General features: G+C 39.2%; 10 protein-coding genes. All 10 read left to right on the forward strand.

What is annotated here, in order from left to right:
- The 10 genes from infB to ACLHK8_RS01790 all read left to right on the forward strand — a co-directional run bounded on the left by infB (position 1) and on the right by ACLHK8_RS01790 (position 12,363).
- Positions 1 to 2,625, forward strand: coding sequence for a translation initiation factor IF-2 (infB, locus tag ACLHK8_RS01745; protein ID WP_063697261.1), 2,625 nt, complete (start codon positions 1 to 3; stop codon positions 2,623 to 2,625).
- 10 nt (positions 2,626 to 2,635) lie between these two features.
- Positions 2,636 to 2,989, forward strand: a complete 354-nt coding sequence (gene rbfA, locus ACLHK8_RS01750; protein ID WP_057772053.1) for a 30S ribosome-binding factor RbfA — start codon at positions 2,636 to 2,638, stop codon at positions 2,987 to 2,989.
- 110 nt (positions 2,990 to 3,099) lie between these two features.
- Positions 3,100 to 4,017, forward strand: coding sequence for a tRNA pseudouridine(55) synthase TruB (truB, locus tag ACLHK8_RS01755; protein WP_057772054.1), 918 nt, complete (start codon positions 3,100 to 3,102; stop codon positions 4,015 to 4,017).
- A 10-nt stretch (positions 4,018 to 4,027) separates the two neighbouring features.
- Positions 4,028 to 4,975: a riboflavin biosynthesis protein RibF gene (gene ribF / locus ACLHK8_RS01760; protein ID WP_057772056.1), complete on the forward strand. Its 948-nt coding sequence runs from the start codon at positions 4,028 to 4,030 to the stop codon at positions 4,973 to 4,975.
- Positions 4,976 to 5,072: 97 nt separating this feature from the next.
- On the forward strand, positions 5,073 to 6,122 hold the full coding sequence (gene hrcA / locus ACLHK8_RS01765; RefSeq protein ID WP_063697264.1) for a heat-inducible transcriptional repressor HrcA: 1,050 nt from the start codon (positions 5,073 to 5,075) through the stop codon (positions 6,120 to 6,122).
- A 14-nt stretch (positions 6,123 to 6,136) separates the two neighbouring features.
- A complete protein-coding gene (gene grpE, locus ACLHK8_RS01770) occupies positions 6,137 to 6,733 on the forward strand; it encodes a nucleotide exchange factor GrpE (protein WP_434520383.1) in 597 nt (198 codons plus the stop codon).
- 26 nt (positions 6,734 to 6,759) lie between these two features.
- A complete protein-coding gene (gene dnaK, locus ACLHK8_RS01775; RefSeq protein WP_057772062.1) occupies positions 6,760 to 8,619 on the forward strand; it encodes a molecular chaperone DnaK in 1,860 nt (619 codons plus the stop codon).
- A gap of 107 nt (positions 8,620 to 8,726) precedes the next feature.
- Positions 8,727 to 9,872, forward strand: coding sequence for a molecular chaperone DnaJ (dnaJ, locus tag ACLHK8_RS01780; protein WP_057772064.1), 1,146 nt, complete (start codon positions 8,727 to 8,729; stop codon positions 9,870 to 9,872).
- 148 nt (positions 9,873 to 10,020) lie between these two features.
- Positions 10,021 to 11,862 (forward strand): translation elongation factor 4, encoded by a 1,842-nt coding sequence (gene lepA / locus ACLHK8_RS01785; RefSeq protein WP_057772208.1) that lies wholly within the window; start codon positions 10,021 to 10,023, stop codon positions 11,860 to 11,862.
- Positions 11,863 to 12,057: 195 nt separating this feature from the next.
- Positions 12,058 to 12,363, forward strand: coding sequence for a hypothetical protein (locus ACLHK8_RS01790; protein WP_057772066.1), 306 nt, complete (start codon positions 12,058 to 12,060; stop codon positions 12,361 to 12,363).
- Positions 12,364 to 12,411: the final 48 nt, after the last annotated feature.

Consider the following 12,411-nt stretch of genomic DNA (forward strand, 5'->3'; position numbering starts at 1 on the left):
ATGGGGAAAAAACGCATATATGAAATAGCTAAGGAAATTAATGTTTCCAGTAAGGACATCATCTCTAAGGCTAAAGAAGATGGATTTGATGTTAAAAACCACATGTCCACACTGGATGAAGGCGAAGAACGTAAAATTCGCTCTTCATTTGTGAAAAATAACAGTAAACAAGAAGGTACAACTGCCAAAAAACCAACCATGTACAGATCAGCCAAAACTGGAAAAACAGTTGTAGAACGATCTGACAATAAAGATAATAAAGCTGGCTCGCATCAACAACCAGCACAAGCACACACATCTCAGACTGCCAAACCAGTTCGTCATGATCAGGCTCAATCACATAATCGCCCTGCAGCAAATGGGACGACAAATGTTAACCATTCACAAAACAAGAGTGGCAATACAGCCCGTCCTCAACAACATTCTGGACAAAATCAGACGAGAAGCAATTCACAAAATACGCAGAATCGTAGTTCACAGAATAGTCGTCCAAATCAATCTACTTCGACAAGCAATAGTGGTAATCGGACATCGAACTCTAATCGATCAAATACCAGTTCAAATCGATCAAGCTCAAACACGAACCACTCAAATACTAGTTCGAACAGAACAACAAATTCGACGCGTTCAAATTCGAACTACAATAAGCCTAGTTCTAATTCAAATCGCACTAGTTCAAATTCGAACCGTTCGACCGGCAATAGTAACAGTCAAGGCTCTTCTAACTCAAGAAATAATCGTGGTTCTAGCTTTGGCGGCCGTAATCGTTTCAATAATCGAAATCGATATACTAAAAAAGTTAAGAAGAATGGCCGTTTGCGTGAAGTGAACAACAAACCAGCGCCAGTCCGTAAGGATAAGCCATTACCAAGTGTATTTGAGTACAATGATGGCACTAACGTTGCAGAAATCGCTAAAAAAATTCATCGTGAACCAGCAGAAATTATCAAAAAATTATTTATGCTTGGTGTTATGGTGAACCAAAATCAAACGTTAGATAAAGATATTATTGAAATTCTAGCAGATGATTACGGAATTAAGGCTGAGGAAAAACAAGAGGTCAACGTTTCAGATATTGATAAGATGTTTGAAGAAGAAGAAACAAATACTGACCATCTTGTTAGCCGACCACCAGTTGTTACAATCATGGGACACGTTGATCATGGGAAAACAACTTTATTAGATAATCTTCGTCACAGTCACATTACTGCTGGTGAAGCTGGTGGAATTACCCAAGCAATTGGTGCTTATCAACTAAAACATGATGGTAAATTAATTACTTTCTTAGATACTCCAGGACATGCTGCGTTTACTGAAATGCGGGCACGTGGTGCTGATATTACTGATATTACAATTTTGGTAGTTGCTGCTGATGATGGTGTTATGCCACAGACAATCGAAGCAATTAATCATGCTAAGGCTGCAAATGTACCAATTATCGTGGCGGTTAATAAAATTGATAAACCAGGTGCTAATCCTAAACATGTTATGGAACAGTTAACAGAATATGGTTTGGTTTCTGAAGATTGGGGTGGTGATACCATCTTTGTAGAGATTTCTGCGAAGTTTGGTAAAAATATTGATGAATTACTTGATATGATCATTCTCCAATCTGAAGTTATGGAACTAAAGGCCAACCCAGATCAAAATGGTGCTGGTTCAGTTATTGAAGCTAGCCTAGATCCTGGTAAGGGATCCATTGCTACCGTTCTTGTGCAACAAGGAACCGTGCGGATTGGTGATCCAATTGTCGTTGGAAATACATTTGGTAGAATTCGTACCATGACCAACGAATTAGGTCGTCGGGTTAAAGAAGCTACGCCATCAACTCCAGTTGAAATCACTGGGTTAAGTGATGTACCAGAAGCTGGGGATCGATTTGTGGTGTTTGACGATGAAAAATCTGCTCGTGCAGCTGGTGAGGAACGTGCTAAAGAAGCATTGATGGAAGAGCGTCGTGCAGACAACCATGTTACCTTAGATAACTTATTCGATTCTCTTAAAGAAGGAGAAATGAAGGAAGTCAACATCATCATTAAAGCTGACGTTCAAGGTTCTGTTGAAGCCCTTTCTGGTAGTTTGAAGAAAATTGACGTTAAAGGTGTTCGAGTTAACATCATTCATACTGCCGTTGGTGCCATTAACGAAAGTGATGTTGCTTTAGCCGAAGCCAGTGATGCCATTATTATTGGTTTCAATGTGCGCCCAACAAACCAAGCTAAACAGCTTGCAGATTCTTCGAGTGTTGATATTCGTTTACATCGAGTTATTTATAACGCTATTGATGAAGTTGAATCAGCAATGAAGGGAATGCTTGAACCAACCTATGTTGAACAGGTCACAGGTCAGGTTGAAGTTCGTCAGATCTATAAAGTTTCTCATGTTGGAACCGTTGTGGGTGGTTATGTTACAGAAGGCTTCATTCAAAAAGATAGCGGCGTTCGTTTGGTTCGTGATGGGGTCGTTATTTATGAAGGTAAATTAGCCAGTCTGAAACGTTTCAAAGATGATGCTAAACAGGTTAAACAGGGATTTGAGTTAGGTCTTACAATTGATGGCTATAACGATATCAAAGTTGACGATGTGATTGAGGCCTATATCATGAAAGAAGTTCCTGTAGAATAGGAGGTTCCAAATGGCAAGAATGTATCGTTCCGATCGCCTTGGGCAAGAGATAGAAAAAGAAATTAGTGATATTATGCGTAAACGAGTTCGTGATCCTCGTGTTCAGGGAATCACAATTACGGGTGTAAATGTCACTGGAGATTTGCAACAGGCCACCGTTTACTACAGTATTTTGTCAGATAAGGCTTCTGATGGACAAAAAGTTGCCCAAGGGCTTGAAAAAGCAAAAGGCTTAATCCGTAGTGAGCTTGGGTCCCGGTTATCGATTTATAAAACACCAGAGTTAATTTTTGAACGTGATGCATCTGTTCAATATGGTAGCCGAATCGATCAATTGATCAATAAACTTAATACAAAAGAATAGTTTTCTATTTATTACGCAAAAGAATGGTCAGAATTTTAATGACCATTCTTTTTTTATCGTCATTTATCCATCTATGATATAATTTAACAGGAAAAATAGGAGGCATTTACATGAATGGAATTGTTCCTTTGTACAAACCACGTGGTATGACAAGTTTTGATTGTGTATCCAAAATTCGTGGTATCTTACACCAAAAAAAAGTTGGACACAGTGGGACTCTAGATCCTAATGTAGATGGTGTTTTACCAATTTGCGTGGGGAAAGCCACTAAGGTTGTCCCTTATTTGATGGCTTCAGGAAAAGTTTATGAGGGATCCGTCACATTGGGATTTTCCACGACTACCGAGGATCTTGATGGGGATATCGTCGAACAACAAACAATAACCCAAGCTTTTTTAGATGGTGAAATTGATGAGGCAATGTTCAGTTTGACCGGCGAGATAACGCAAATTCCTCCCATGTATTCGGCTATAAAGATTAACGGAAAAAAATTATACGAATATGCTCGGGAAGGCATCGAAATAGACAGGCCGGCAAGAAAAGTAACGATTAAATCCTTTGAGCGGATCGGTGATCCCAAATTTGACCCTCAAAAAGGAACTCAAACTATTAATTTTAAAGTCCAATGCAGCAAAGGAACTTATGTACGGACCCTAGCAGTCGATTTGGGGAGAAAACTTGGTGTTCCAGCCGTTATGTCTCAATTAACGAGAACTCAAAGTGGGGGTTTTCAAATTGAAGATACGATTACTTTCTCAAAACTAGAAGAAGCGGTTGAAAATGGAACTATTGAAACTTTGTTAACACCGCTAGATCATGCTTTGGAAAAATATCCCCACTTTGCATTAAATGAAGACTTATGGACCAGAGTTCAAAATGGGGCAGTTTTAAAACGTAGCAATTTTGATCAACCAAAAGATGCGGAACCAGTGCTTGTCTTAACGCATGCAGATCGAGTTCAGGCTTTATATCAATATGATCAAGAAAGGGCAGCATATCGGCCATTAACTATGCTGCTAACGGAATAGGAGAATTTGTATGAAAATCATTTATTTACATCATCCGTATGACGTTAACCAAATTACGGATGATAAAGTCGTTATGGCAATGGGATTTTTCGGTGGTGTGCATCTAGGACATCAAGCTGTATTGAAACAGGCTCGAAAAGTAGCTGATCAACGGAAGTTACCTCTTGCAGCTATGACGTTTGATCACCACCCGTCTGTTGTGTTTCCAAAGCCAGAGTTAGACGGCACACTGTATTTAAGCTCGGTTAAGCGAAAGGCCGAATTAATGCAGAAATTTGGGGTAGATTTACTATATGTGGTGAGTTTTACATCTAAGCTGGCCAATTTGACCCCTCAGGATTTTGTCGACCAGTATATGGTTGACCTTTGCGCTCAGGTGATTGTGGCCGGCTTTGATTATACTTATGGCCCCCGCAAAATTGCCGATATGGCGCATTTATCAACGTATGCTAAAAACAGATTTGAAATTGTGACTGTTCCAGAATTTCTCTTAGACGGTGAAAAAGTGAGCTCAACGCGAATCAGAACAGATTTAAAACAAGGTGATGTAGATCACGCCAACCTATTTCTTGGGTACATCTACCAAACTAGTGGCTTAGTGGTTCATGGCGAAGCTCGTGGTCGCACATTAGGGTTTCCAACTGCTAATATCTTATCCGATCCTAAAGCTAGGATTCCTGGGATCGGGATTTACGCCGTCCGAATCAAAATCGGATCTAAATGGTATTTAGGCATGGCATCGGTTGGGCGCAACGTTACTTTTGGTGAACATCGTCCAATCACGTTAGAAATTAATATTTTTGATTTTGACCAGGAGATTTATGGAGAAATGGTTCGGGTTGATTGGTATCACTATGTTCGTGGTGAAATTAAATTTGACGGTGCAGAGGGATTAATCGATCAATTAAAGGCAGACGAAAAGAATATTCGGCAGTATTTTGCGAATTTGACTATATAATGCAAAAAAATGTTTGACTATTGTTGACTTTTAGAAAAACATTTGGTATCTTTAATAGTGTCTTAGCACTCCAATGTGCTAAGTGCTAAAAGAGGTGATGGTTTTGCTGACAGATAGAGAGTTACTGATTTTAAAAGCAATCGTTCAAATATACACGGACGATGGGCAACCGGTTGGCTCAAAAGCATTGGTTAGTCAATTACCGATCCACGTTAGTTCGGCAACGATTCGAAACGAAATGGCAACATTAGAAGAAAAAGGTTTGCTTAAAAAGACACATTCTTCTTCTGGACGGGTGCCTTCAATTAAGGGGTACCGTTATTATGTGGATCATTTGTTGAAGCCTGATAAGGTTCAATCAAGTGATTTACGTCGCATTCGTTCTTCATTCAATCAACAGTTTCAAGAGATTGATGATATCGTAGCTGAATCTGCAGATATGCTTTCTAAATTGACTAGTTATACTGCTTTCACAGTGAAACCGGAGCTTAAGGATGCTAAGCTTGAAGGCTTTCGATTAGTTCCGCTTGGGAATCATCGGGTGATGGCGATCTTGGTTACTGATAATGGTGATGTTCAAAATCGCACGTTTAAGGTTCCTAGCAGCGTTAACCCAGAGGCGTTAGAATCCGTAATTCGAATTATTAATGATCAGCTAGTGGGATTAACATTAGGTGAGGTATTCAAACGACTGGAAACAGATATTCCGATGCAAATCGGAAAATATATAGAAACTCCAGATGGATTCTTAGATATCTTTGAAGATGTTTTGAAGAAATCGGCTACAGAACGTTTCTTTGTTGGTGGCCGTTTGAACCTTTTAGATTTTTCAAAGCAGCCTGATGTAAGTTCGCTTCGGTCGTTATATTCATTGATGGGACGGTCAACAGATCTCGCTGATGTATTAGGCGGATCACTTGATCAGAATATCCAGGTTCAAATTGGCAATGAAATTACCAATAATTTGTTGAAAAATTATAGTCTGATTACAGCCACGTATGACGTTGATCAGCATGGTAAGGGTGTCATTGCGATCTTAGGCCCGACTAGTATGCCATATTCTAGAATGATTGGATTGGTTGGTGCGTTTCGAACAGAATTAGCGCAGCGATTAATAGATTATTACCACGATATTGATGATATTTGAGAGGTGTGAATGTAGTGTCTGAAGATAAAAAAGTTGAAGAAATTGAAAAAACGGCAGAGGAGACGAACGAAAAGTCTAAACCAGCCAAAGAAACAACAACTAAATCAGAAAAAAAAGCTAAAAAGCATGGCAAGTCAAATAAACAAATTGAAGAGTTACAAACGCAGATTAGTGAATTAACTGGTAAGGTTGATGCTATAACTGATCAATATATTCGTGCTAAGGCTGAAATTGCTAATATTCAAAAGCGCAACGAAAAAGAGCAGGCTAACCTAGTTAAATATGATGGTCAACATTTAGCCAAAGATATTCTTCCGGTTATTGATAACTTGGAACGAGCTTTATCCATTGAGGTTTCAGATGAGAGCGGTGTTCAGCTCAAAAAGGGAATCCAGATGGTGTATGATCATATGAGTAAGGCGCTTAAAGACAATAACGTGACTGAGATTGAGGCTGAGGGCCAATCCTTTGATCCTCAAATTCATCAAGCAGTCCAAACAGTGCCTGTTGAAGATGGTAAAGAAGCAGACCAGATTGTTAGTGTTTTACAAAAAGGTTATATGTTAAAAGACCGTGTTTTACGACCAGCAATGGTTGTCGTGGCACAATAAAAAATATATAAAGAGGGATAATAAAAATGGCAAGCAATAAAATTATTGGAATTGATTTAGGAACCACAAATTCTGCAGTTGCAGTGCTCGAAGGCGACAAGCCAAAGATTATTACAAACCCAGAAGGTAACCGTACTACACCTTCAGTGGTTGCATTTAAGAATGGTGAAACACAAGTTGGGGAAGTTGCAAAACGACAAGCAATTACAAATCCTGATACAATTGTTTCCATCAAACGTCATATTGGCGAAAGTGGCTACACCGTTTCAGCAAACGGTAAATCATACACACCTCAAGAAATTTCAGCAATGATTCTTGAATATTTAAAACATTATGCAGAAGACTATCTTGGTGACACAGTTGAAAAAGCTGTTATTACCGTTCCTGCATACTTTGACGATTCTCAACGTCAAGCTACTAAAGATGCTGGTAAGATTGCTGGATTAGATGTTGAACGAATTATTAACGAACCAACAGCTTCCGCGTTAGCTTATGGCCTAGACAAACAAGATAAAGATGAAAAAGTCTTAGTTTATGATCTTGGTGGAGGAACTTTTGATGTTTCGATTCTTGAATTAGGCGATGGTGTTTTCCAAGTTCTTTCTACTAATGGTGATACTCATCTTGGTGGTGATGATTTTGACCAAAAGATCATCGATTGGCTTGTTGCTGAGTTCAAGAAGGACAATGGTGTTGACCTTTCTCAAGATAAGATGGCCTTACAACGTTTGAAGGATGCAGCTGAAAAAGCTAAGAAAGATCTTTCTGGCGTAAATGAAGCTCAAATTAGCTTACCATTTATCTCTGCTGGGGCTAATGGTCCTTTACATTTGGAAAAGACCTTAACACGTGCACAATTTGATCAAATGACATCAGACCTTGTTGCACGCACTAAGACACCTGTAGATAATGCGTTACGTGATGCTGGCCTTTCAACCAGTGAAATTGATGAGGTTATCCTTAATGGTGGGTCAACTCGAATCCCTGCAGTTCAAGAAGCTGTTAAGAATTGGACAGGCAAAGAACCTAACCATTCAATTAACCCTGATGAAGCTGTTGCCATTGGTGCTGCAGTCCAAGGTGGTGTTTTGACTGGTGATGTTAAAGACGTCGTTTTGCTTGATGTCACACCACTTTCATTAGGAATTGAAACAATGGGTGGGGTCTTCACTAAGTTGATTGACCGCAATACAACCATTCCAACAAGTAAATCACAAGTATTCTCCACTGCTGCTGATAGTCAACCAGCTGTTGATATTCACGTCCTTCAAGGCGAACGACCAATGGCTGCCGATGACAAAACACTTGGAAGATTCCAATTAACGGACATTCCACCGGCACCTCGTGGCGTTCCCCAAATCGAAGTTAAATTCGATATCGATAAAAACGGAATTGTTAATGTTTCCGCAACCGATAAGGGAACTGGTAAGAATCAGAAGATTACAATTAAGAGTTCTTCGGGTCTTTCAGACGAAGAAATTGATCGGATGATGAAAGAAGCTAAAGAAAACGCCGATGCTGATGAGAAACGTAAAGAGGAAGTTGATCTTAAAAACGAAGTTGAACAATTAATCTTTACAACTGACAAGACGCTTAAAGAGCTTGATGGCAAAGTATCCAAAGAAGAAATTCAAAAAGCTAAGGATGCTGAAGATGCTTTGAAGAAAGCACAAAAAGATAATAACGTTGAGGATATGAAGACTAAGAAAGATGACTTGAATAAGATTGTTCAAGATCTTTCAGTTAAACTCTATCAACAAGCTCAAGAACAGGAGAAAGCTAAGGGCGGTAAAGATGATTCTGCAGCATCTGATAAAAAAGATGATAAAGGAACCGTTGATGGCGACTTTGAAGAAGTAGATCCTGACAAAGACAAAAACAAGTAATTAATTACTTGATAGTTAATAAAAAGTCAAAGTCAAAACGGACTTTGGCTTTTTATTGCATATAGTCTATGATATTCTAAGTTTATTGATAAAAATGGAGGTTCATAATGGCGGAGAATAAAGATTACTATGAAATCCTGGGAGTATCCAAAGACGCATCTGCCGATGAAATTAAAAAGGCATACCGTAAGCTGTCAAAAAAATACCATCCTGATTTAAATAAGGCACCTGGCGCAGAGCAAAAGTTTAAGGACGTTAATGAAGCTTATGAAGTTTTAAATGATGAACAAAAGCGTGCTCGCTATGATCAATACGGCTCTGCTGATGCAAACGCCGGATTTGGGGGCGGAGGCGGCTTTAATTCCTCTGACTTCGGTGGCTTTGGCGGTGGTAACAGTGGCGGTTTCGATGATATCTTTAGCCAATTCTTTGGTGGCGGAGGCGGTCGAACCCGTAGTGCTCAACCTAACCAGCCTCAACAAGGAGAAGATCTGCAGTATCAAATGGATCTGACTTTTGAAGAGGGTGTGTTTGGTAAAAAAACAACCATCAAGTACAATCGTGAAGCAACGTGTGGGACGTGTAACGGTTCCGGAGCTAAACCAGGAACTACCCCTGAGACTTGTTCGAAGTGTCATGGGGCTGGTTACATTCAAGTTACGCAAAACACCCCATTGGGTCGAATGGTTTCTCAACAGGTCTGTGATGTTTGTCACGGAACTGGAAAAGAAATTAAAGAGAAATGTCCTACTTGTGCCGGTTCGGGTCATGTAAACGAACGTCATGAAGTTAAAGTTACTGTTCCAGCAGGTGTTGAAGATGGACAACAAATGCGTCTTCAAGGACAAGGAGAAGCTGGCACTAATCAAGGCGGATATGGTGATTTATTTATAATTTTCCGAGTATCTCCAAGTAAAGTCTTCAAACGAGATGGAGCGGAAATTTATTTAGACCAACCGATAACCTTTGTACAGGCTGCTCTTGGTGATGAAATTACCGTTAAGACGGTTCACGGCGATGTTAAGATGAAGGTTCCTGCTGGTACCCAGACCGGAACAACTTTCCGTCTGAGAGGCAAAGGAGCACCACGCTTACGCGGCAATGGCAACGGTGACCAACAAGTTACTGTGAATGTCACAACCCCTAAGAGCTTGAATCACGAACAACGAGAAGCTATGCGGTCATTCGCAAAGGCTAGCGGAGAAACAGTTTCAGGCAGCGGTAAAGCAGGTTTTTTCGATAAATTTAAATAGTAAATTCAAAACACGACTCCTAATGTGAGACGTGTTTTTGTTTATATAATTTTGGGTGAACCGTTTGGCTTCAGAAATCCAATAATTGAGATTGTCATAAAACGTTGCTATAATAGGATGAATGAAGTTAGATGAAAGTAGGAATAAAATGCCAGAATACAAAGACTTAAAAGATCGTCAGCGGCATATTAGAAATTTTTCGATCGTTGCCCATATTGATCATGGTAAATCAACTTTGGCTGATCGAATTTTGGAATTAACAGATACTGTGGCTAAGCGAGATATGCAAGATCAATTATTAGATTCAATGGATCTTGAACGTGAACGTGGAATCACAATTAAATTAAACGCGGTAGAACTTCACTATACAGCTAAGAATGGGGAAGTATACATCTTTCATTTAATTGATACTCCTGGACACGTTGATTTTTCGTATGAAGTTTCAAGAAGTTTAGCTGCCTGTGAAGGAGCAGTTTTAGTTGTGGATGCTGCTCAAGGCGTGGAAGCCCAAACACTTGCCAACGTCTATTTAGCTTTAGATGATAATCTTGAAATTGTCCCTGTAATTAATAAAATTGATCTACCATCTGCAGATCCAGAACGGGTACGTCAAGAAATTGAAGACGTGATTGGACTTGATGCTTCTGATGCCGTTTTAGCGAGCGCAAAAAAGGGAATTGGAATTTCGGAGCTTTTAGAGCAGATTGTGGCCAAAGTTCCTGCTCCAGATGGTGATTTAAATGCACCATTAAAGGCTTTGATCTTCGATTCTAAATATGATGATTATCGAGGCGTTGTTTTAAGTGTCCGTCTGTTTGATGGTATGGTTAAGCCTGGAGATCATATTCGATTGATGAATGGTGGTACTGAGTACGAAGTGACTGAAGTGGGCGTTAACTCACCTAAACCTATCAAACGAGACTATTTAATGTCTGGTGACGTGGGTTATTTGACGGCTAGCATCAAAGATATCAAAGATACACGAGTTGGTGATACGGTAACAAGTAGTAAATCACCTGCCAAAGATGCCTTGCATGGTTATCGCGAAATGAGTCCCATGGTATACGCTGGGTTGTATCCTACTGACAATGCGAAGTTCAACGATTTACGGGAGGCTTTGGAAAAACTACAATTAAATGATGCGGCACTTGAATTTGAGCCTGAATCATCACAGGCATTAGGGTTTGGTTTCCGATGTGGATTTCTCGGTCTATTACACATGGACGTGATTCAGGAACGTTTGGAACGAGAATTTAATTTAGATCTCATTACTACCGCGCCTTCCGTAACGTACCATGTAGAGTTAACAGATGGTGGAGAAAAAGTAGTGGAAAATCCATCTGACATGCCAGATGCTGCAAATATCAAAGATGTTAAAGAACCATTCGTTAAGGCCTCAATTATGGTGCCTAATGACTATGTGGGAGCAGTTATGGAACTGTGCCAACATCGACGCGGAGTTTTTGATACGATGGACTATTTAGATACCTATCGGGTAAATGTGGTTTACTATCTACCGTTATCTGAAATTATTTTTGACTTTTTTGATAAACTTAAATCTGGTACTCACGGGTATGCATCGCTAGATTACGAATTGGAAGACTATCGGCCAAGCGATTTGGTTAAAATCGATATTCTTTTGAATAGTAAAAAAGTTGATGCGCTTAGTTTTATTGCCCATCGTGATTTTGCTAAACAGCGGGCAATTGAAATTACGGGTCGGCTGAAGAAAATTATTCCCCGACAGAATTTTGAGATTCCTATCCAGGCTGCAATTGGAGTTAAGATAATTTCTCGGACTAACATTAAAGCATATCGAAAAGATGTGACCTCCAAGATTCATACTGGTGATCCTGATCGAAGAGCTAAACTTCTAGACAAACAAAAACGTGGAAAAAAACGGATGAAATCAGTTGGAACAGTAGAAATCCCACAAGAAGCTTTCATGGCAGTTTTACAGACTGATACTGAACAAAATGATAATAAGTAAAATCTATTAGCATTTACAAATCGTTAACATTAGGATATGAATATCATACTAGTGAAAAAGTTAGCGAGATAAACTCATCAAATTGGTTTACTTTTTGCTAATAATAGCTTAATATAATGATTAACAAGAACGTGATTAAGGCGCTTTGAACAATTTTTTGGAGGTGTTATTATTTTAAAGCGAACGAAACAGTTCATGAACTCCAATAAATATAAATATGAAAAACGTTATTTCAGACCATTAATGACCCCTGAAAATGTTTATGTGTTTAAATTTGGAAAAGAAGAATTGAATAACCGTTTAATTATCAAGTATACACATACTTGGACTGGGCGAATTAAGATTAGGGAGATCGATTTAAGGCTGCATAAACAGCAGCATCCCCGTATCTTTAAACGTGAATCTGAGTTGATCAAGTATTTGAAAAAGCACGTTGATGTTAAAGAGCAATCAACGGCTAAACGAAACGGCGTAGCTTCGAAAAAAGTTACAACAAAATAATAGTTAAATGAACAGCTAACTGGTTTGGAAAAACAAACGGCTCTTTGT

Origin of the sequence: Pediococcus sp. M21F004, assembly GCF_051122535.1 — a bacterium.
GTDB classification, from domain to species: Bacteria; Bacillota; Bacilli; order Lactobacillales; family Lactobacillaceae; genus Pediococcus; species Pediococcus inopinatus.

What these genes read in the sequence shown, in the direction of transcription:
- hrcA (WP_063697264.1), top strand. Translation starts at nt 5,073, where the DNA reads ATGGTTTTGCTGACAGATAGAGAGTTACTGATTTTAAAAGCAATCGTT.
- dnaK (WP_057772062.1), top strand. Translation starts at nt 6,760, where the DNA reads ATGGCAAGCAATAAAATTATTGGAATTGATTTAGGAACCACAAATTCT.
- dnaJ (WP_057772064.1), top strand. Translation starts at nt 8,727, where the DNA reads ATGGCGGAGAATAAAGATTACTATGAAATCCTGGGAGTATCCAAAGAC.
- ribF (WP_057772056.1), top strand. Translation starts at nt 4,028, where the DNA reads ATGAAAATCATTTATTTACATCATCCGTATGACGTTAACCAAATTACG.
- truB (WP_057772054.1), top strand. Translation starts at nt 3,100, where the DNA reads ATGAATGGAATTGTTCCTTTGTACAAACCACGTGGTATGACAAGTTTT.
- ACLHK8_RS01790 (WP_057772066.1), top strand. Translation starts at nt 12,058, where the DNA reads ATGAACTCCAATAAATATAAATATGAAAAACGTTATTTCAGACCATTA.
- infB (WP_063697261.1), top strand. Translation starts at nt 1, where the DNA reads ATGGGGAAAAAACGCATATATGAAATAGCTAAGGAAATTAATGTTTCC.
- lepA (WP_057772208.1), top strand. Translation starts at nt 10,021, where the DNA reads ATGCCAGAATACAAAGACTTAAAAGATCGTCAGCGGCATATTAGAAAT.
- rbfA (WP_057772053.1), top strand. Translation starts at nt 2,636, where the DNA reads ATGGCAAGAATGTATCGTTCCGATCGCCTTGGGCAAGAGATAGAAAAA.